Source organism: Rhodanobacter thiooxydans, assembly GCF_021545845.1.
Taxonomy (GTDB): Bacteria; Pseudomonadota; Gammaproteobacteria; order Xanthomonadales; family Rhodanobacteraceae; genus Rhodanobacter.
In genome coordinates, this window is sequence record NZ_CP088923.1 from 1,067,941 (window position 1) to 1,089,293 (window position 21,353).

At 66.7% G+C, this 21,353-nt stretch carries 15 protein-coding genes; 4 read left to right on the plus strand and 11 right to left on the minus strand.

The genetic code is table 11. From position 1 onward, the window contains the following. Positions 1-89 precede the first annotated feature (89 nt). The 3 genes from LRK53_RS04595 to LRK53_RS04605 are packed head-to-tail and all read left to right on the plus strand — an operon-like array spanning position 90 to position 3,994. Positions 90-1,028, plus strand: coding sequence for an alpha/beta fold hydrolase (locus LRK53_RS04595; RefSeq protein ID WP_027492827.1), 939 nt, complete (start codon positions 90-92; stop codon positions 1,026-1,028). Then, a complete protein-coding gene (locus tag LRK53_RS04600; protein WP_027492828.1) occupies positions 1,019-3,469 on the plus strand; it encodes an acyl-CoA dehydrogenase in 2,451 nt (816 codons plus the stop codon). Before LRK53_RS04595 ends, LRK53_RS04600 begins: the two co-directional genes overlap by 10 nt. Before the next feature lie 51 nt (positions 3,470-3,520). Continuing rightward, positions 3,521-3,994: a hotdog fold domain-containing protein gene (locus tag LRK53_RS04605; protein ID WP_027492829.1), complete on the plus strand. Its 474-nt coding sequence runs from the start codon at positions 3,521-3,523 to the stop codon at positions 3,992-3,994. An 18-nt stretch (positions 3,995-4,012) separates the two neighbouring features. Here the strand turns inward: LRK53_RS04605 and LRK53_RS04610 are convergent, their stop codons facing one another. The 9 genes from LRK53_RS04610 to LRK53_RS04650 all read right to left on the minus strand — a co-directional run bounded on the left by LRK53_RS04610 (position 4,013) and on the right by LRK53_RS04650 (position 15,118). Further along, positions 4,013-5,005, minus strand: a complete 993-nt coding sequence (locus LRK53_RS04610) for a diguanylate cyclase domain-containing protein (protein WP_027492830.1) — start codon at positions 5,003-5,005, stop codon at positions 4,013-4,015. 74 nt (positions 5,006-5,079) lie between these two features. Beyond that, a complete protein-coding gene (locus tag LRK53_RS04615; RefSeq protein ID WP_027492831.1) occupies positions 5,080-7,920 on the minus strand; it encodes a response regulator in 2,841 nt (946 codons plus the stop codon). A 69-nt stretch (positions 7,921-7,989) separates the two neighbouring features. Then, complete coding sequence (locus tag LRK53_RS04620; protein WP_008434583.1) at positions 7,990-8,886, minus strand: CPBP family intramembrane glutamic endopeptidase; 897 nt, start codon at positions 8,884-8,886, stop codon at positions 7,990-7,992. A 52-nt stretch (positions 8,887-8,938) separates the two neighbouring features. Then, positions 8,939-10,540 carry a peptide chain release factor 3 gene (locus LRK53_RS04625; protein WP_008434581.1) on the minus strand — a complete coding sequence of 534 codons (1,602 nt, stop codon included), beginning with the start codon at positions 10,538-10,540 and terminating at the stop codon, positions 8,939-8,941. Positions 10,541-11,039: 499 nt separating this feature from the next. Beyond that, positions 11,040-11,909, minus strand: coding sequence for a hypothetical protein (locus tag LRK53_RS04630; RefSeq protein ID WP_027492833.1), 870 nt, complete (start codon positions 11,907-11,909; stop codon positions 11,040-11,042). 183 nt (positions 11,910-12,092) lie between these two features. Next, positions 12,093-12,917 (minus strand): M20/M25/M40 family metallo-hydrolase, encoded by an 825-nt coding sequence (locus LRK53_RS04635; protein WP_338109855.1) that lies wholly within the window; start codon positions 12,915-12,917, stop codon positions 12,093-12,095. After that, positions 12,896-13,246 carry an HVO_A0114 family putative DNA-binding protein gene (locus tag LRK53_RS04640; protein ID WP_008434569.1) on the minus strand — a complete coding sequence of 117 codons (351 nt, stop codon included), beginning with the start codon at positions 13,244-13,246 and terminating at the stop codon, positions 12,896-12,898. Before LRK53_RS04640 ends, LRK53_RS04635 begins: the two co-directional genes overlap by 22 nt. Further along, positions 13,243-13,608, minus strand: a complete 366-nt coding sequence (locus tag LRK53_RS04645; protein ID WP_008434567.1) for a toxin-antitoxin system TumE family protein — start codon at positions 13,606-13,608, stop codon at positions 13,243-13,245. The genes LRK53_RS04640 and LRK53_RS04645 overlap by 4 nt, the downstream gene beginning before the upstream one ends. A 151-nt stretch (positions 13,609-13,759) precedes the next feature. After that, positions 13,760-15,118 carry a M20/M25/M40 family metallo-hydrolase gene (locus tag LRK53_RS04650; protein WP_008434565.1) on the minus strand — a complete coding sequence of 453 codons (1,359 nt, stop codon included), beginning with the start codon at positions 15,116-15,118 and terminating at the stop codon, positions 13,760-13,762. Positions 15,119-15,462: 344 nt separating this feature from the next. On the opposite strand from LRK53_RS04650, the gene LRK53_RS04655 reads away from it, so the two are divergent. Beyond that, the gene (locus LRK53_RS04655) at positions 15,463-16,029 is read left to right on the plus strand and encodes a manganese efflux pump MntP (protein ID WP_008434563.1); all 567 of its coding nucleotides are present in this window, start codon (positions 15,463-15,465) and stop codon (positions 16,027-16,029) included. A gap of 67 nt (positions 16,030-16,096) precedes the next feature. On the opposite strand, the gene LRK53_RS04660 is transcribed toward LRK53_RS04655, so the two are convergent. Further along, on the minus strand, positions 16,097-19,027 hold the full coding sequence (locus LRK53_RS04660) for a TonB-dependent receptor (RefSeq protein ID WP_235642531.1): 2,931 nt from the start codon (positions 19,025-19,027) through the stop codon (positions 16,097-16,099). 185 nt (positions 19,028-19,212) lie between these two features. Then, on the minus strand, positions 19,213-21,342 hold the full coding sequence (gene fusA / locus LRK53_RS04665; RefSeq protein WP_027492836.1) for an elongation factor G: 2,130 nt from the start codon (positions 21,340-21,342) through the stop codon (positions 19,213-19,215). Between the last annotated feature and the right edge of the window lie 11 nt (positions 21,343-21,353).

The following is a 21,353-nucleotide window of genomic DNA, read 5'->3' on the forward strand; positions in this document are numbered from 1 at the left end:
CGGCGGAATCTCCGGGCGGACCAAGCCCGCTGCCGCAGCCTCGAGGGCACGGTTGACGCCGCTTGCCGGGGCAATCCATACTCATCCGTATGGTGAGCAATATCCCGCTGTCCCCGACCGTCAGCCACTTCCCCACCGCCGACTTGCGCCTGGCGGTGGAAACGCGTGGCCCGGAGGGCGGTCCGGCCCTGCTGTTCGCGCATGGCTTCGGTCAGACCCGTGGCGCCTGGAACAGCACAGCCGCGGCGCTGGCGCAGGCGGGCTGCCGCTGCGTCAGTTTCGACGCGCGCGGCCACGGGCAGAGCGAGTGGATGGCAGCTGGCGCCGATTCGCGCACCGGCTACCACATGGACCAGTTCGCCGACGACCTGCGCCGGCTGGCCGCGGCGCAGCCGCAGCCGCCGATCCTGGTCGGCGCCTCGATGGGCGGACTGCTCGGCATCGTGCTCGCCGGCGAAGTGCGGCCCTCGCCGTTCCGTGCGCTGGTGCTGGTGGACATCACGCCGCGCTGGGAAACCGCCGGGGTGGAACGCATCCTCGCCTTCATGCAGGCGCACCCGCACGGGTTCGCCAATTACGCCGAGGCTGCCGAGCAGATCGCCACCTACCTGCCACAGCGGCGCGAACGCAAGAGCGAGCAGCAGTTGCGCCCGCTGCTGCGCGAAGGCGCCGACGGCCGGCTGCGCTGGCACTGGGATCCGGCCCTGCTGGCCGGCGACCTGGTGCAGGAGAGCGAGCGCTACCAGCCACGCCTGCAGGCCGCCGCAAGGAAGATCGAACTGCCCGTGCTGCTGCTGTCCGGCGGGCGCAGCGACGTGGTGTCGCGCGCCACCGTCGACGAATTCCTGCAACTGGTGCCGCACGCGCAGCACGTGGAGTTGCCGCACGCCACGCACATGGTGGCCGGCGACGCGAATGACGCTTTTACGCGCGAGGTGGTCCGCTTCGCGCAGAGCCTTGCCCCTGACCCACCGGCCGGCGCGTCGCCGGCGCCGTTCCATCGCCATGAGGTGTTGAGATGTCCGTGATACTGACCCTGCTGGCGGCGCTCGTCGCCACCGGCGCCTGTGCCTACCACCGCAGCAGCCTGCGCACCTGGGCGATCGCCACCATCGCCGCCACGCTGGTGGTCGGCCTGGTCGTGCATGCGCCGTGGACCACGGCAATCCTGCTGGTGATCGAACTGGCGATCGCGCTGCCGCTGCTGCTGGTGGACTTCCGCCGCAAGCAGATCAGCCTGCCGATCCTGAAGCTGTTCGCCAAGGTCACGCCGAAACTGTCCGAGACCGAGCAGACTGCGCTGGAGGCCGGCACGGTCGGTTTCGAGGGCGAGCTGTTTTCCGGCAAGCCGGACTGGCACGAGCTGCTGAAGCAGCCCAAGCCCGAACTTTCGGTGGAGGAGCAAGCCTTCATGGACGGCCCGGTGGAACAGCTCTGCGGGATGATCGACGACTGGCAGATCACCCACGAGCTGGCCGACCTGCCGCCGAACGTGTGGGAGTTCATCAAGAAGAACCGCTTCTTCGGCATGATCATCCCGAAGCAGTACGGCGGCCTGCAGTTCTCCGCTCTGGCGCATTCGGCGGTGTTGCAGAAGCTGTCCACCGTCTCGGCCACGCTGTCCTCCACGGTGGCCGTGCCGAACTCGCTGGGTCCGGCCGAGCTGCTGCTGCACTACGGTTCGGAGGAGCAGAAGAACCACTACCTGCCGCGCCTGGCGGTGGGCGAGGAGATTCCCTGCTTCGCGCTGACCGGTCCGTACGCCGGCTCCGACGCCACCTCGATCCCGGACATCGGCATCGTCTGCAGGCAAGTGGTCGACGGCGTCGAAACGCTCGGCATCCGGCTCAGCTTCGACAAGCGCTACATCACGCTGGCGCCGATCGCCACGGTGGTCGGCCTGGCCTTCCGCATGTACGACCCCGAGCACCTGCTGGGCGACAAGGAAGACCTCGGCATCACCCTGGCCCTGCTGCCGCGCTCCACGCCGGGGCTGCAGATCGGCCGCCGCCACTTCCCGCTGAACATCCCGTTCCAGAACGGGCCGGTGCGCGGCAAGGACGTGTTCGCGCCGCTGTCGGTGCTGATCGGCGGTCCGCAGATGGCCGGCCACGGCTGGCGCATGCTGGTCGAATGCCTGTCGGTGGGCCGCGCGATCTCGCTGCCGTCCAACGCCACCGGCGGCATGCGCGCCTCGGCGCTGGCCACCGGCGCCTATGCACGCATGCGCAAGCAGTTCGGCCTGGCGGTGGCCCGCTTCGAGGGCGTGGAGGAAGCACTGGCGCGCATCGGTGGCCTGACCTACGCCACCGCCGCGTTGTCGCGCGCCACCGCGGCGGCGGTCGACCGCGGCGAGAAGCCGGCGGTACCGTCGGCGATCGCCAAGTACCACGCCACCGAGTGGGCGCGGCAGATCGCCGCCGACACCATGGACGTGCACGGCGGCAAGGCGGTGCAGCTGGGTCCGAAGAATTACGCCGGCCGCGGCTGGTCGGCGGTGCCGATCGCGATCACGGTGGAGGGCGCCAACATCATGACGCGCAGCCTGATGATCTTCGGCCAGGGCGCGATCCGCTGCCACCCGTACGTGCTGAAGGAGATGCAGGCGCTGTCGATCGCCGATCGCGGCGAGCAGCTGAAGACGTTCGACCGGCTGCTGTTCAGCCACATCGGCTTCGGCATCTCCAACGCGGTGCGCAGCTTCGCCATGGGCTTCTCCGGTGCACGCCTGGGCGAGACCGCCGGTGATGCCTACACCCGCCGCTACTATCGCAAGCTCGACCGCTACTCGGCCGCGCTGGCGCTCACCGCCGACGTGTTCATGGGCGTGCTCGGCGGCAAGCTGAAGTTCAAGGAGAAGCTCTCCGCGCGGTTGGGCGACGTGCTGAGCTACCTGTACATCGCCAGCGCCATGCTCAAGCGCTACGAGGACACCGGCCGGCCGGAGGCAGATCGCCCGTTCCTGGCTTGGGGCTTCCACCAGTGCATGTGGCTGATCCAGAACGCGCTGGATGGCGCGATCCGCAACTTCCCGGTGCGTCCGGTGGCGTGGCTGCTGCGTGGGCTGGTGTTCCCGCTGGGCCGGCGCGAGGTGCCGCCGTCCGATCGCCTCGGCCGCCGCGTCGCCGCGCTGCTCACCGCGCCGAACGACGCGCTCGATCGCCTCACCGACTGGGTCTACACCACGCCCACCGCGAACAACACGATCGGCCGCATGAAGGCGCTGTTGCCCGACGTGATCGCCGCCGAGCCGGTCGATCGCAAGTTCGGCAAGGCGCAGAAGGCGGGGCAGTTCAAGGCACACGACTACCTGGACCAGCTGGCCGAGGCGCAGCAGGCCGGGGTGATTTCCGAAGCCGAGGCAAACCTGCTCAGGCACGTGCGCGAAGGCGTGTTCGAGTTCATCTCGGTGGACGACTTCGATACCGACGAGCTGCGCGCGTTCAAGACGCGGGCGGACGCCGCGTAAATCGATCGACCGGCCCGCCTTGCGGGCCGGTTCTTTTCCCGGGGGCAATCGATGAGCGCTTCGGTGTTGTCGCTGTACCACCGCATCACGCGCTGGCCGGCAGGCCACTGGATCTTCTCGCGGCTGATCTGCCTGAAGGCGCCGTACTTCGCCACCATTGCGCCGCGCTTCGTGACACTGGAGCCGGGGCGCTGCGAGGTGCGCATCCGCGACCGTCGCCGCGTGCACAACCATATCGGCACCGTGCATGCGATCGCGCTGTGCAACCTGGCCGAACTGGCCGCCGGGGTGATGACCGACGCGACGATTCCAGCGGACATGCGCTGGATTCCGAAAGGCATGAGCGTCGAGTACCTGAAGAAAGCCCGGGGCACGATGCATGGTATCGCCACGCCGGAAGCCGCCATGCCCGGTGCGGGCGATGGCGGCGAATGGCCGGTCAGGGTGGAGGTGGCGGACGATGCCGGCGAGACGGTGTTCCGGGCCCGCGTGCTGATGTGGGTGTCGCCGCGCAAGCGCGGCTGAAGCGGCAGTCCGCGCGGCTCAGTCCGCCAGCACGCAGCGGCCCTTGCCGCCGCGCTTGGCTGCGTACATGGCGTGGTCGGCCGCCTGCATCAGCCGCTCGTCGGCATCGTCGGCCGCATCCGGCCGGTACGGCGCGATGCCGATGCTGGCGCCGACACGCACCTCGATCGGCTGGCCGCCAACGCTGAGCGCACAAGGCTCGCTCAGCGCCGCGCACAACTTCTCGCCCAGCTGCAGCGCCAGCCGGGGATCCTCGATGTCCTCCAGCAGCAGCGCGAATTCGTCGCCGCCCAGTCGCGCCACCGTGTCGTTGCTGCGCAGTTGCGTCGACAGCCGCGCGGCGATCTCCTGCAGCAGGGCGTCACCGGCGGCATGGCCGTGGCTGTCGTTGACCTGCTTGAAGCCGTCGAGGTCGATGCAGGCCAGCGCGAAGCTGCCGTGGTGGCGGTTGGCGCGCTGGATCGCGCCGTACAGGCGATCCTGGAACAGGATGCGGTTCGGCAGGCCGGTCAGCGGGTCGTGCTGGGCCTGATGGCGCACCATCGTCTCCATCAGCTTGCGTTCGGCGATCTCGCGGGTCAGTTGCTCGTTGCGCTCGGCCAGCTCGTCCAGCGCCTGCTGCAGCTTCATGCGTGCCGTGTACAGATCAAGGAACACGCGCACCTTCGACTGCAGGATCGTGTCGTTGATCGGCTTGGCGATGTAGTCCACCGCGCCGGAGCGGTAGCCCTTGAGCCGGTTCATGTCGTCCGCGTAGGCGGCGGTGACGAAGATGATCGGGGTGTCGCGCAGGCGCTCGGCGCTGCCGAGCAGGGCGGCCACCTCGAAGCCGTCCATGTCCGGCATGTTGACGTCGAGCAGGATCAGCGCGAACTCATGGTCCAGGCACAGTGCCAGCGCCTCGTTGCCGCTGCGCGCCTCGAACAGCTCCGCGCCGCTGCCGGCGAGCAGCCGGCGCATGGCGACCAGGTTGGCGACGGTGTCGTCGACGACAAGGATCTTCGGCAGCATCGTGTTCACCAGACCGGCAGGCATGGGCTTACCTTAACCCTTGCCACCTACCACGGGCATGAACCCCGGCGTACTCAGCGCCGCAGCCAGGCCAGCAGGGTGACTGCCAGGCGGTCGAGGTCGAGCGGCTTGGACAGGTAGTCGCTGGCACCCATCTGCAGGCATTTCTCGCGGTCGCCGTGCATGGCCTTGGCGGTCAGCGCGATGATCGGCAGGGCGCCGTAGTGCGGCTGCGCACGGATCGTGCGGATCATCTCGTAGCCGTCCATGCCCGGCATCATGATGTCGATCAGCAGCAGTTCCGGCGCGGCCTCCTCGGCCAGCATGCGCAGCGCCTTGGCGCCGTCCTGCGCCAGGCTCACCTGCATGCCCCAGCCGCGCAGCACCCTGGACAGCGCGAACAGGTTGCGCATGTCATCGTCCACCAGCAGCACGCGGCGGCCGGCCAGCTCGCCGCCGGCTGCCGCTGCTGGCAGGTCAGGGGTGGTGACGACCGCGGTGAACGGCGCGGTGGCCTGCTGTTCGGACATGGCCTGCGACTGCATCGACGCGGCCGCCGGCGGCTCCTCCGGCAACAGCGCGGTGAAGCGGCTGCCGTGGCCCGGTTCGCTGCGCACCACCAGGTCGCCGCCCAGCATCCTGGCCATCCGCCGCGAAATGGCCAGGCCCAGGCCAGTGCCGCCGAACTGCCGGCTGGTGCCGGCATCCACCTGCTCGAACGCGTTGAAGATGCGCTCGAGTTTGTCGGCGGGGATGCCGATGCCGGTGTCGCTGACGGTCAGCGCGAGCAGCGGCTGGCCATGCAGCAGCTCGGGTATGTCGACCTCGCCATCGGGGCGGCCGACGTGCACGCTCACCGCGCCTTCGGTGGTGAACTTGAAGGCATTGCCGAGCAGGTTGTTGGCGATCTGTTCCAGCCGCGCGCCGTCGGTGCGCAGCGCTGCCGGCAGGTCGGGCCCGATCGTCAGCGCGAACGCCAGCGATTTCTGCGCAGCGACATGGCCGAAGGTGCGGCGCAGCCGCTGCGCCAGCTCGGCCAGCGGCAGCTCGTCGATCACCAACTCCATCTTGCCGGCCTCGATCTTGGACAGGTCGAGGATGTCGTTGATCAGGTGCAGCAGGCTGTTGCCGGCGTCGTGGATGATCCGTGCCGACTCGACCTGATCCGCGTCCAGGTTGCCGCCGGCGTTGCCGGCCAGGTCGCGCGACAGGATCAGCAGGCTGTTCAGCGGCGTGCGCAGCTCGTGCGACATGTTGGCGAGGAACTCGGACTTGTACTGGCTGGCGCGCGCCAGTTCGGCGGCCTTGTCCGCGGTTTCCTGCTGCAGGTCCTCCAGCACGTACTTCTGCCGGTTGAGGCTCTCGGTCATCTCGCGCAGTTCCTCGTTCGACGCCTGCAGCTCGTCGGCCTGGATGCGCAGCTCCTCTTCGGAGGCGATCAGCCGCCGGGATTGTTCCTCCAGTTCCTCCGTCTTCGCCTGCAGCGCGTCGTTGTTGTCGCGCAGCACCTCCTTCTGCTGGCGCATCACCAGTTCGGACACGCGCAGCTCGTCGGCCTGTTCCTGCGTGCGCAGCAGCAGACCCTGCACGCTGACCGTGCGGTTGAGGTTTTCCAGGCTCAGCGCCACCAGCGGCAGCAGCTCGTCCAGCAGCTGGTGCACCACCGGGCTCGGCGGGGTGAAGCCGGCCAGTTCCAGCACGCCGATCAGGGTGTCGCGGTACAGCACCGGCAGGATCACCAGATGGCCGGGCAGCGCCGCGCCGCTGCCGGAGTCGATGTGCAGGTAGTCGGCGGGCACGTCGTCCAGGATGATCGGCTTGCGTTCGAGCGCGCACTGGCCGACCAGGCCCTCGCCCGGCAGGTACTGGTCGGCCGAACGGTTGCTCAGGCGCAGGCCGTAGCTGCCGATCAGGTCGAGCCGCTGGCGCGCGTCGTCGTAGGAATAGAACAGGCTCACACCGGCCTTGCACAACGGCACCAGCGCGCTGGTGAGCCACTGCGCGAACTCCTTGTGCGTGGTGGCCTGCAGCAGCAGGTGGGCCACGTCGGACACCTGCTCCTTGATCCAGCTCTGCGTCTGGTTGTCCACCGACATCTGCTTGAACACCTGCAGTGCACGGGCGATCTCGCCGATCTCGTCGCGGCGTTCGAGCCGACGGATCTCGAAATCATGGTCGTGGTTGGCCAGCCGGGTCAGCTGGTTGGTCAGGGCGCGCAGCGGCCGGGTGACCAGGCGCAGGGTCAGCCGGATCACCGCCAGGCCGAACAGGATGGCGAGCACGGCCGCCACGATGTCGACCGTGCGGGTGATGGCGATGGTCCGGTCCAGGCGCTGGTTGCGCGTGGACAGCAGCGCCTCCTCGTCCAGCGTCATCTGCGCGATGACGTCCTCGATCTCCTTCGCGCTGATGCTGCGGTGTTTCAGGTAGTCGGACTGGATGCGTTGCCGCTGCAGCGCGGCCTGTGCGGGGTCGAGCGTGCCCAGACCGGCAAGAGCATCGATCACTCCACTACGGAACTCGCGCTGCCACAGTTGTGCAGTTTCCTCCACCTTGTCGATGCGCGACAGCTGCAGTGGGCTGTCCGACATCAGTCCACGCAGCCGCGCGAGATCGGTGCCCAGATCCCGGTTGGCGCTCTCGAAGGCGTAGCGTTGTGCGGCATCCTGGGTCAGCAGGTAGCCGCGGGCGCCCACCTGGCTGGCCTGCATCGATTGCAGCACGTGGTCCAGCTGAAGCAGCACCTGGTAGGTATGCGTCGCCCAGCCCCGGTCGTCCTCCTGCTGGCGCAGCGAGTGCAGGGTGAGCGCGTTGGCCAGCAGGAACAGCCCCAGCAGCAGGCCGATGGCCAGCATGATCTTGTGCTGCAGCGGCTGGTTGGCCAGCCACGTATTGGGTGTTCGGTTCACGGGCATGCAGGAATCATCGCAGTTTGCGCGCCTGTTGCATGGCTGGCGCCAGGGCTGGCATGGGCAGTCACCGGCTCATCGGCGGCGCCAGACCGGCGGCACGATCGAGCCGCGCCGCCGCGCCACGACCAGCAGGCCGGTCGTGCCCAAGGTACACAGCGCCAGTGCCACCACCGATGCCTCGGCACCGAACGCGCCGCCGGTAAGCCAGTCCGGGCCGCTGCGGGTGGAGACCAGCCAGCCGTCGGCCGCGGTGCCGGAAACCGGAATGCCGTAGATCGTGCCCTGGGCGAAATTCCATGCTGCATGCAGGCCCATGCACACCGGCAGCGAGCGGGTCACGTGGTAGACCATGCCGAACAGCAGACCGGCCTCGATCGCGATGGCCGCCGAACTCCACAGCGTGGCGCCGGGGTTGGCAGCGTGGATGGCGCCAAACAGCAGCGCGGAAATGCCCAGCGCCCACCAGGTGCCCAGGCCTTCCTCCACGATGCGGAACAGCACGCCGCGGAAGACGATCTCCTCGCCGATGCCCGCGCCCAGACCCACCACCAGCAACGCGCCCAACCATGGCGCATGCGGCTGGAACGCGCTCACGTGGTAGCTGCCGACCAGCCACAGCACGGCCACCACGGCGCTGAACAGCAGCAGCCCGCCCAGCGCCCCGAGCAGGCCCTGCGGCAACAGCGAGCGTGGCGCCAGCTCGATGAGCGCCCGGCGCTCGACCAGCTTCACCAGGATCAGGTAAGCCGCCAGCGGCACCAGCGCACGGGCGACGAACTGCGCCAGGTTCTGCTGCAGGATCGGCGTGCCCTGGCCCATGCCCAGCGCGAGGAAGCCGAACCGCAGCATCACCATGAGGCCGACCAGCCAGGCCACGAAGATCGCAATCCGCCCCGGCGGGGAAAGCAGCCAGCGCCGCTGGCGTGGCGCTCCGGGCGGCGTGGTGAAGGCGATGGCGTGGTCGTGCATGCGTGGCTCCCCCGGCAAAGCCCCGCACGTTAGCAGTGCGGTGGCGTTGCGGCTACAGCTCCACCGCCGCCGCGTGCTCGCGGGTGGCGGCGAAGCGCACCTGCGGCCAGCGCTCCTGCGCCAGCTGCAGGTTGACCCGCGTCGGCGCGATGTAGACCAGTTCGCCGGCTGCGTCCAGCGCGAGGTTCATCGCGTTCTTCTCGCGGAATTCCTCCAGCTTCTTCGGGTCGTCGCAGTGCACCCAGCGCGCGGTGGTCACCGTCACCGGCTCGAAGCTGGCGTCCACGTTGTATTCGTCCTTCAGCCGGTAGGCGACCACCTCGAACTGCAGCACGCCGACCGCGCCCAGGATCAGGTCGTTGGACATCAGCGGACGGAAGAACTGGGTGGCGCCTTCCTCGGAGAGCTGCGCCAGGCCCTTGTGCAGCGCCTTCATCTTCAGCGGGTCGCGCAGCCGCGCACGGCGGAAGAGTTCGGGAGCGAAGTTCGGGATGCCGGTGAAGCTGACGTTCTCGCCCTCGGTGAAGGTGTCGCCGATGGCGATGGTGCCGTGGTTGTGCAGGCCGATCACGTCGCCGGGGTAGGCGGTCTCCACGATCTCGCGGTCGCTGGCCATGAAGGTCAGCGCGTTGGCGATGCGCACTTCCTTGCCGGTGCGGGTCTGGATCATCTTCATGCCGGCCGCGTAGGTGCCCGAGCACACACGCATGAACGCCACGCGGTCGCGATGCGCCGGGTCCATGTTGGCCTGGATCTTGAACACGAAGCCGGAGAGCTTCTCTTCCTCCGGCTGGATCTCGCGCGTGGTGGTGGCCCGCGGACGCGGGCTGGGCGCGTGTTCGACGAAGAAGTCCAGCAGCAGCTGCACGCCGAAGTTGTTCACCGCCGAGCCGAAGAACACCGGCGTCTGCCGGCCGGCCAGGTACTCGTCGATATCGAACGAAGGTGCGGCGCCCTGCACGAGCTCCAGTTCCTCGCGCAGCTCGCGCATCGCCTCGGCACCGATCTTCTCGGCCAGACCGGGCGCGTCGAGCCCCTGAAAGATGGTCGAATCCTGCCGGGTGAAATTCTTGCCCTGCTCGAAGATGTGCACCTCGTCCAGCGCCAGGTGGTACACGCCCTTCAGCCGTTTGCCCATGCCGATCGGCCAGGTCAGCGGGGCGCAGGCGATGCCCAGCACCGACTCCACCTCGTCCAGCAGCTCGATCGGCGAGCGGCCCTCGCGGTCGAGCTTGTTGATGAAGGTCATGATCGGCGTGTCGCGCAGGCGGCACACCTCCATCAGCTTGATCGTGCGCTCCTCCACGCCCTTGGCGCAGTCGATCACCATCAGCGCCGAGTCCACCGCGGTCAGCACGCGGTAGGTGTCCTCGGAGAAATCCGCGTGTCCCGGCGTGTCCAGCAGGTTGACGATCTTGCCCTCGTACGGGAACTGCATCACCGACGAGGTCACCGAGATGCCGCGCTCCTTCTCCAGCGCCATCCAGTCCGAGGTGGCGCTGCGCGACGTCTTGCGGCTCTTCACCGAGCCGGCCATCTGGATCGCGCCGCCGAACAGGAGCAGTTTCTCGGTCAGCGTGGTCTTGCCCGCGTCAGGATGGCTGACGATGGCGAAGGTGCGGCGGCGGCGGGTTTCTTGCAGATGCGAGGGCATGGGGAGTGGGTCGGCTTGAGCGCGAACCGGTAATTGTAGCGTGGATCAGGGGTGGCCCTTGCTGAAAGCAAGAGCTTTCGTGCGCCGTTGGCGCCCGAGTTACTTTCTCTTTGCGTGGCCAAAGAGAAAGTAACCAAAGAGAAAGGCCACCCCGCTTGGCGCTTGCCGGACATCCTGCCCGGCAAGTCCGTGAGGCGGGGCCGGACTTTTCGAACGGGCATCCTGCCCGTGCGAAAAGGCGTTGCCATCCCTGGCAACGCCCGCTAGGCGGCCTGTCGTCCCCGCCTCACCGCCGCACAGGGGCCCCGGGTAGAGCAGCGCGCCATCCTGGCGCGCACTCGGTACGCCACCGCTGCGCGGTGGCGAAAGAGCCGGTTGCCAGAGTTCAGTTTCTTGAGTGCCATTCCCCGAGCGTGCGAATGTCTCAGTTCGGCCAGAAGCGGACGGTCAACACCAGAATTAAGCCGACCCGCGAAGCGGGTTCGGCCTGAACGACATGTTAGGCGTCGCCTTTGGGTTCGCCGCCGATAGCGTGTTGAATCTGATTGAGCAGCATGTGCAGACCATTGTCCTCCCCCCACTGCCAATAAAGACGTGCTTGTTGCTCGATATTCCAGGATACGAACATCTGAAACTTGGCGATCTGTGGGAAGACGCGCTGCGCGGCCTGATATGAGGCGGTGTCCAGCTTGTTGAAGTAGTCCGGCCCCAGGTCTGGGCTATCGAAACTTCTCACGATCTCGCCAATGACGGTACACGCTGCGGCGAAATGCGCGAGGTCAATTATGTCCAGCGAGTAATCTTCCAGTGAAAGGTGCGCGGCAGCGCGGTTGGCGTGTTGAACTAGAAGTCCAATTCGCTTCTGGAGCTGACCGTCGGATCGAAGCAGTTCCGTTTCGCTTTTTGAGCACTCAGAGAAGAATCGACGCAGAAAACTTAGGGCCGTATAGCATTCTTCCATGCTGCGCGTAGAAATCTTTGCCCAGTACTCTGCGTGCTCAGTAAGAGTGACATCAGATGTTTTGGAAAAATTGGCGCCGGTGAGGTCTGGTTTTGAGGCGCTATCAAAGAGCTTTCGACAGCTAAGAGTCAGCGTGTTGAGATCCGAGAATGCGGAGTAGCTCTGAGCAACCTTGAACGGGTAATCGTTCGATTCTTTTGCGGCGTCATGTGCGGAAGCGGCGCCAAGGAAATAGTAGAAAGCTGGGACACAAAGAGAGGCGCGAGAAAATACGCCTCTTAGGAATTGGACGGAACGGCCAGTGCCCGCAAGTTTGAATGGCGGTCCTGTTCTTACCATTCTCTCCGAGCGGGCGAAGAGTTCGTCTTTTGCATCATCTTTGAAGGTGAGGACGATCTTCTTTGTCATGGTGCGACGCCTGACGCTGGAGTTAGGCGGCGGCGAAGCCGTCCGCCTTGAACGAGTTGTTAGGCAGGAGCCCCACACGCTTAGCAGCCGCAATGAAGTTTGCTCCAAAACCCGGGTCAGAGTGCACTTCTGAGCGGTTACTTCGGGAGGAGAACAGACGTTACAGCGGCTCGGCCATCTGCCTCACTTCGCCAACTGCACCAGCACCCGATGCCAGAACTCCAGCCCCGCCTCGACTTCCGACGCGGGCAGCTTTTCGTTGAGGCCGTGGGCGAAGGTGTCGTCGGGTTTGGTGAAGGCGGCGTCGATGCCGTAGCTGGGAACGCCGGCGTTGCGGAAGTACATGCTGTCGGAGGCGCCGGCGGACATGCCGGGCACCACGTCCACGCCGGGGTAGCGCTGGTGCACGGCGTCGGTGACGGCGGCGATTACGTCCTGGCGCAGCGGCGAGGCGGGGCTGGCCACCGGCGGAGGCTGTAGTACGGTCACGCTGGCGGACTGGTCGTCGATCACCTTGACCAGGGTGTCGCGCACGCTGTCGACCGGCGTGCCGGGGAAGATGCGGCAGTTGATGTTGACGCTGGCGCTTTGCGGCAGCGCGTTGAGCGCGTGGCCGCCGTTGAGCATGGTAGCCACGCAGGTGGTGCGGATCTGCCCGACGTAGGCGGGGTCGGCCGAGATGGTGGCCGCGGCGGCGCCATCGTCGGGGTGGGCGGCGAACTGCGTCATCGCCGCACCGAGCGGTCCGGGCGTGTGCGCGCCGAGCGCACGCAGCGAGGCGCGCGTGATCTCGTTGCTCTGCGGCGGAAACTGGTAGCCGGCGACGCGGTCGATGATGCGCGCCAGGCGGTAGATCGCGTTGTCCGCGGTGGGCTCGCTGGAGTGGCCGCCAGGTGAGGTGAGGCTGATGCGAAAGTCCGCGTAGGTCTTCTCGGCGGCCTGGATTTTAGGGCCAGGGGTCAGAGTCGACTTTTTAACAAGCCAAGCTACGCCGCCTGAATCACGAATTCGCTGGCCGTGGCGATGGGCTGCACGTTGCGCAGCGTGCGGCGCATCTCGACCAGGCCATACCGTTCCATCGTCTTGAGCGTCCGCGAAAGATTGCTGGGTGCGCGGCCGGTGAGTTCCGCGAGCTGGGTCAGTGACGCGGGCTTCTGTTCCCGGATGACACGCAGCAACGCGCGGTTGTCATCGGACAACACTTCGGCCAGCGAGCGCATGGAGGTGAACCAGACCTTCGGCTCGCCGGGGCGTGGCTGATGATCGCCGCGTGCAACGGCCAGTGCGCGGGCGCGGATGGCTTGCTGGGAGGCGATGCCGATGACCAGCTTTTTCATGACTTCGTTTCCTCAAGTACGCGGTCGACTTCGTTGAAGAAATCCTCCAGCAGTTGCTGTGGGCTGGCGAATTCGTACGGTACGCCCTTGTCGCTGACGTGACGATGGCGGTGGTCGTAGGCCAGACGCCGGCCTGCATGACGCTTGCGCTTCGGCGGCCTGACGGCATGCGCATTGTCGAAACCGAGTAACCGCGTGCCGTAGCGGTCATGCAATGTCAGCGCGTAGCGTATGCCGTGCGGCACATGCTCGTTCACCTCGACACGCCATGCCTCGATCTTGATCCAGCAACCATTGCCCTGATCGTAGATCTCGCCGTTGAGCAACAGCAGCGTTTCCAGTCCTGCGTCTTCCTTTGACATGACTATATATCATCCGATGATAAATTGAACGAATCCGGCCAATGCCTGTGGCGGCTGGTCGCACGCCGCACCACGAAAACGGAGTCGGGCTTAGCTGTTCCAACGTTTGTCCGAGATCATGGGCGGCGTGACGCCAGTTCTTCCGGTCAACTCACTTCGCCAACTGCACCAGCACCCGATGCCAGAACTCCAGCCCGGCTTCGACTTCCGACGCGGGCAGTTTTTCGTTGAGGCCGTGGGCGAAGCTGTCGTCGGGTTTGGTGAAGGAGGCGTCGATGCCGTAGCTGGGGACGCCGGCGTTGCGGAAGTACATGCTGTCGGAGGCGCCGGCGGACATGCCGGGCACCACTTCCACGCCGGGGAAGCGGGCGTGCACGGCGTCGGTGACGGCGGCGATCACGTCCGGGCGCAGCGGCGAGGCGGGGCTGGCCACCGGCGGGGGCGACAGCACGGTGACGCTGGCGGATTTGTCGTCGATCACCTTGACCAGCGTGTCGCGCACGCTGTCGACCGGCGTGCCGGGGAAGATGCGGCAGTTGACGTTGACGCTGGCGCTTTGCGGCAATGCGTTGAGTGCGTGGCCGCCGTTGAGCATGGTCGCCACGCAGGTGGTGCGGATCTGCCCGACGTAGGCCGGATCGGCGGAGATGGTGGCGGCTGCGGCGGCGTCGTCCGGATGGGCGGCAAAGCGCGTCATCGCCGCGCCGAGTGCGCCGGGCGTGTGGGCGCCGGTGGCACGCAGCGAGGCTCGGGTGATGTCGTTGATCATCGGCGGAAAGGCATAACCGCCTACGCGGTCGATCACCTTGGCGAGGCGGTAGATCGCGTTGTCCGCGGTCGGTTCGCTGGAGTGGCCGCCGGGCGAGGTGAGGGTGATGCGGAAGTCCGCATAGGTCTTCTCGGCCGCCTGGATCTGGTAGACCACGGGCTTGCCGCTGGCCGGGTCCAGGGTGCCGCCGCCGGCATCGGCGTTGAGCAGGAATTCGGCGTCGTGGTAGCGCTTCGCCAGCTCGCGGGTCGAGGCCATCGCGGTCTCCTCGTCGCCGGACAGCAGCAGGATCAGGTCGTGGCGCGGCTTGAAACCCTCGCGTTTGAGCCGGATCAGCGTTTCCACCAGCACCACCACCGCAGTCTTCATGTCGGCGGTGCCGCGGCCGTAGAGGTAGCCGTTCTGCTCGATCAGGGTGAACGGGTCGCGGGTCCAGTCCTGGCGCTTGGCCGCCACCACGTCCATGTGCCCGGACAGCAGGATCGGCTTGCCTTCACCGGTGCCGCGATAGCGCGCGACCAGTGCGGCGGTTTCGCCCACCGGGATGATCTCGATGTCGCCGGCGGCGAAGCCTGCGGCCTTGAGCTTGTCGGCGAGGTACGCGGCTAGCACCGGCACCTGATGCTGGTCCTCGACGGTAGGGATGCTGATGGCGTGTTTCAGCATGGCCATGGTCTCGGGCAATGCTTCGGCAGCGCTGCCGGCATGCGCCGTGCCGATGCCGGTGCAGAAGACCAGCATGGCCGTGGCGGTGAGTCCGAGTGTGCGTGCTGATCCCATGTGAGTTTGCCTGTGCAGGTCGTGAACGGAGCCCGAGTATGCGCGGCGGCTCCGCTGCCTGCACATGCCGGATTCGCCGCGTGGTCGTGTTAACCTTGCCGCCGCGCTGGCGGTGCTGCCGCCGGCGCGATACCCCTTGGGGAGTAGCCTGCCTCGTTCGCGCGGGGCGTCTTCGTCAACATGCTCGGCAGCAAGCTGCCGTGGCGAAGACACCGATCCTGGTTGGCGAGACCAACGGCTGACGGCGCCACGACGGTCGGGCGCGCCGTCGTGCCGTTGCGCCTGGCCCGACCGAATGGCAACCCATGAATCCCGTTTCCATCCTGCTGCTCGGTTTCGCCATGTCCACCGACGCGTTCGCCGCGGCGATCGGCAAGGGCGCCGCCATGACGCGTCCGCGGCTGTCCCAGGCCATGCGCGCCGGCCTGATCTTCGGCGTGATCGAGGCGATCACGCCAGTGATCGGCTGGCTGCTGGGCAAGGGCGCCGCGCGCTATATCGAGGCCTGGGACCACTGGATCGCCTTCGGCCTGCTGCTGGTGCTGGGCCTGCACATGATCTGGGCCGGCGTGCAGCCGGATTCGGGCGAGCCGGTCGACGAGGCGAAGAAGCACGGCATCGTCGGCCTCGCCATCACCGGCCTGTCCACCAGCATCGACGCGCTGGCGGTGGGCGTGGGGCTGGCCTTCGTCGACGTCTCGATCGCCATGGTGGCCGTGGTGATCGGCCTGTGCACGTTCAGCATGGTCACGCTGGGCATCATGCTCGGCCATGTGCTGAGCGCGATGGTCGGCCGCCGCGCAGAGATCATCGGCGGCGTTATCCTGATCGGGGTGGGCGCGGTGATCCTGTACGAGCATCTTTCCGTCTGACGGGTGCCCATGAAAAACCCGGGGATCGCTCCCCGGGTTCTATGCTCCCGCCGTGTTGCGGGATGGCCTACAGCTTGTAGTTCACGCCGAACAGCACCGTGCGGCCCCAGGTGTCGTACTCCAGCGGGCGCACCACCTGCACGTTGTTGGGCAGGCCGGAGATCTGCACGCTCTTGTCCGCCGTGTTGCTGAGGTTGCTGACCTGCAGCAGCAGCGACAGGCCGTTCAGGCTGCCCTCGGAGAACGCGTAGCCCACCTGCAGGTCCGTTTGCCGGTTGGCCAGGATCTTGGTGTAGGCAATCTGGTTGAACCGGGGTGTGATTTCGCCACTGAACGACGAGCGGTAGCGTTCGGCCACGCGCACCGACCAGCCGTACTTCTCGTAGTACAGCGCCAGGTTGGCGACCTTGCGCGACAGACCGGGCAAAGTTGTAGGCGGATTCGGACCAGGAATGGAACCAATGACCTTTTGCGGGATGCTGCTGTTAGTCAGCGAGAAGCTGGCCTGCACGCCGAAGCCGGCCAGCGCATCGGCCAGCAGCCCGCCTTCCAGCGCACCGGACAGCTCCAGACCGTCCATCTTGCCGCCGGTGCCGTTCGCTGGCCGGGTGAACGAGCCGATGTTGCTGGTCGGGGTGAGCGTGGGATCGTTGTTGGTGTAGTGCGAGAAGTCGTAGTTCAGCGTGGTCTGGTTGTAGATGTAGTTCAGCAGATTCTTGTGGAACGCCGCTGCGGCGAAGTAGCTGGACTTGCCGAAGTAGAACTCGTAGGAGAGGTCGGTGCCCACCGCCACGTACGGCTTCAGCTTCGGGTTGCCGCCGCTGCCGGACCACAGCACCTGGCCGGCGGCCGGGCCGTTCTGCACCTTCGACAGGCCGGCCGAGGTAGACACCTTCTCGTCATCGATGCGCCCGCGCGCCATGGTCTTGGCGAAGCCGAAGCGCAAGTACTGGCGGTCGGTGAGATGTGCCACCAGGTTCAGGCTGGGCAACACGTTGTTGTACTTCGTGCCGTCGTTGATGCGGCCGACCAGGGTGTCACCGTTGGTCTGCAGCGCGGTGGAGGACTGGTCGGTGCGCACGAACTGCACGCCCACGTTGCCGGTCAGCGGCACGCTGCCCAGCGTGGTGTCGATGTTGAACTTGGCGTAGGCCACCGGGACCTTCTCTTCCACGGTGTAGTTGCGGCTCCAGTCGCCCTCGCTGTTGCGCTGGGTCAGGTAGAACTGGTTCGCCAGCGCGCCCAGCACGTTGTAGCTGAGCGCACCGGGGATGCCGCCGTAGCCGAGCGTGGTCGGCGACCACAGGAAGGCCGGGTTCACCGGCGCGCTGAAGTGGTTGTCGTAGGTGCTCTGGGTGGAGCCGTTGCCGTTGAGCCAGGCGAACTGCACATCGGCCCGCTTGGTCTTGGTGCGGTCGGAGTAGTTCACGCCCAGGTTCATGCTGCTGAAGATCCAGCCCAGCGGGTGGCTCACCTCCAGCCGCACGGCCTTGATGGTGTCCTTCTGGGTGTCGAACTCCTGGCGGCCGTTGTAGCCGTAGCCGCCCGGGTCGGTGAACACCACCAGGGACGGGTCGGCCAGGTTCACCGCCGGCGAGAAGTACGGGTAACCGTTGCCGGCCGGGGTGCGGAAGTCGACGCTGGTGAAGGCGCCGCCGGCCAGGCCGGTGAACAGGTAGGCGTCGTGCAGCTTCTTCTTCGCGCTGGAGTACGAAAGGTCCGCGGTGGCGGTCCAGCCGTTGTCGAAGTCGTACTGGTTGTTCCAGCCGGCGGAGAACAGCTTGTCGTGCTCCTTGGTGTACTGGTTCTGCAGGATCGGCGCGATGCCGCTGATGGTGCCGGAGGTGACGATCGGGTAAGGCTGCGCCGGCGTGACGCCGACGTTGGAATAGCTGACGTTGTCCCACGGGTTGCTCGACCACTGCGCGCCGTTGGTGAACTTCTTCTCGCCGAAGATGGAGTGGTACAGGTCCAGGGTGGAGTGGTAGTGGTCGCCCGGCGCCCATTCCAGCACGGCCATCAGGCCGCTGCGTTTCTGGGTCAGTGACTGCGCACGCAGTTGCATGCCCTCCTCCGAGATCACGCCGTCAGGCATGCCGGGCGTGTGCGGCGCCCACCAATTGGTCTCGGCGCTGCCCGGGCCGTTGTTCATGCTCCACCACCAGGCCTGGTACTGCTTTTCCTGGATCGGCGAGTCGAGGTGGGCGAAGCCCACGGCCAGGCCCAGGGTGTGGTCGAAGAACTGGTTGATGTAGGAAATGCTGGCGCGATGGCCCATGTCGCCCACGCCGCCGCCCGGGTTGAGGTCGCCGTTGGTGGTGTGCTCGCCGCGCACATTGACCGCGAAGGCGGGGCCGGGCAGGTCCAGCGGCTTGATCGTGTGCAGATCGACGGTGCCGGACAGGCCCTGGCCGATCAGGCTGGCGTCGGGCGTCTTGTAGATCGCCACGCCGCTGATCAGCTCGGACGGGTACTGGTCGTATTCGACGCCGCGGTTCTCGCCGATCGTGGCCTGCTCGCGCCCGTTCAGCGTGGTGCCGGCAAAACCGGGGTCCAGGCCGCGGATCGAGATCATGTTGGCGCGGCCGTTCAGGCGCTGGGTAGCTACGCCCGGCACGCGCGACAGGCTTTCGGCGATGCTCGCATCGGGCAGCTTGCCGATGTCCTCAGCCGAGATCGCCTCGATGATGTTGTCGGAGTTCTGTTTCGCCTTCAGCGAGTTCTCGATGCTGGCGCGGATGCCGGTAACGACGATCGCGTCGAGGTTGCTGACCGTGTTCTCGGATTTCTTGTTCTTCTTTTCGGCGGTCTTGCTGTCCGGCTTGGCCGGCGCGGTCTGGTTGTCGGTCGGTTGGGGCTGCGGCTGTGCCTGCTGTGCCGAGGCCGAAGCGCTCAGCGTCAAGCCAAGCAGCACGGCCGCGCAGGAGGCGGCCAGCGGCCGCAGACGAAAACGGGCGAACGGCGCACGCGGCGCCTGCGACATGCGGAAAGAGCTCATGGCGTCCCTCGGTCGGAATGGCGAGTGCCCCCCCGGCACTCAGGCGCCGACGGAGGCGGCTCCGCGACCGGCCTATGCTACTGCCAGACCATGCCGGCGTGTCCAGCCCCATTTTTCCTGCATACATGTTCGAGTGAGCAGGGCACCAATCGCTGCAATGCAGCATCGCAGCGCCGAGCGCGGCGCTATTTCACTTCCTTCTCCATCAGTTTCTCCACCATGCCGGCGGGCACCTCCTGGTAGTGGTCGAACTCCATGCTGAAGGTGCCGCGGCCGCGGGTGGCCGAGCGCAGGAAGTTGATGTAGCCGAACATTTCGGCCAGCGGCACGAAGCCCTGCACGAAGGCGGAACTGCCTTTGTGGCCCTGGTCGCTGACCGTGCCGCGGCGGCGGTTGATGTCGCCGATGACGTCGCCCAGGTAGTCCGCCTCCATCACCACTTCGAGCCGCATGATCGGCTCCAGCAGTTTCGGGCTGCTGAGCTTCTGCGCCTCGCGGAAGCACTGCCGCGCGGCGATCTCGAACGCCAGCGCGGAGGAGTCGACGTCGTGGTACTTGCCGTCGATCAGGCGCGCGGCGAAGTCGACCACTTCGTAGCCGGCGACCTGGCCCTCCTGCGCCTCGACCTTGATCGCGTGCTCCACCGCGGGAATGTACTCGCGCGGCACGCGGCCGCCGACCACCTCATCGGAGAACACCACGCCCGAGCCCGCTTCGCCCGGCTCGAAGATCATCGTCACCTCGGCGAACTGGCCGGAGCCGCCGGTCTGCTTCTTGTGCGTGTAGGTGTGCTCGACGGTCTTGCCGAACGCCTCGCGGAAGCTGACCCGCGGCTTGCCCATGTTCGCCTCCACGCCCAGCTCGGTGCGCATGCGGTCGAGGGTCACCTCCAGGTGAAGCTCGCCCATGCCCTTGAGCACGGTCTGCCCGGTTTCCTGGTCCACCTCGAGCTTCAGCGACGGGTCGGCCTTGACCATCTTGTAGAGCGCGCTGGACAGTTTGTCGACGTCGTCGCGGTTCTTCGGCTCGACCGACACGCTGATCACCGGGTCGGGAAAGCGCATGCGTTCGAGCAGTGCCGGATGCGCCGGGTCGGACAGCGAATCGCCGGTCTCGGTGTCCTTCATCGAGACGAACGCGCAGATGTCGCCGGCGCGCACCTCGTCGATTTCCCGGGTGTGGTCGGCCTGCACCTCGACGATGCGGCCCACGCGCTCCTTCCTGCCGCGGGTGACGTTGAGCAGGGTGTCGCCCTTTTTGATCACGCCCGAATAGATGCGGCAGAAGGTGAGCGTGCCGAACTGGTCGTTGATCACCTTGAACGCCAGCGCGCGCGCCGGCGCGTCGTCGGTGACGGCCTGTTCGCCGACGACGTGGCCGTCCTCGTCGACCAGCGCGATGCCGCCGTTCTCGCCTGGGTAGGGAAGATAATCGACCACCGCGTCCAGCAGCTGCTGCACGCCCTTGTTCTTGTACGACGAGCCGCACAGCACCGGCACCAGTGCGCCGGTGACGGTGCCCTTGCGGATGCACTGCTTGAGCACGGCCGGGTCGAACCCGCCGGTGTTCAGCAGGCGCTCGAACGCGTCGTCGTCCAGCGCCAGCGCGGTTTCCAGCAGGTCCTGGCGCAGCTTCGGCAGGTCGGCGATCCATGCGTTGTCGGCGCTGGCGCCGAACGTCAGGCGATCCTTCAGCTGTTCCAGCGGCACGGTTTCCCACACGCTGTCCTTGTCGTCGGAGGCCCACAGGTAGCCCACGCCGGCGACCAGGTCGGCCATGCCGACGAACTCGTCGCTGCTGCCCAGCGGCACCTGGCACAGCAGCGCGTTGGCACCAAGGCGCTCGCGGATACCCTGCACGCAATACGCGAAATTCGCGCCGATACGGTCCATCTTGTTGACGTAGCAGAGGCGTGGCACCTTGTACTGGTCGGCCAGGCGCCAGTTGGTTTCGGTCTGTGGCTCCACCCCGGCGACGCCGTCGAACACCACCACCGCGCCGTCCAGCACGCGCAGCGAGCGGTTCACCTCGATGGTGAAGTCGACGTGTCCGGGGGTGTCGATCACGTTGATCTGATGGCCCTTCCACTCCGCGGTCACCGCCGCCGACTGGATCGTGATGCCGCGCTTGCGCTCCTGTTCCATGTAGTCGGTGGTGGTGGAGCCCTTGCCGTCCTTGGTGTCGTGCACGTCGACGATCTGGTGCTTGCGCCCGGTGTAGTAGAGGATGCGCTCGGTGGTCGTGGTCTTGCCCGCGTCGATGTGCGCGATGATGCCGATGTTGCGGTAGAGCGGGAGGGGTTTCTTGCGGGCCACGATCAGGTTTC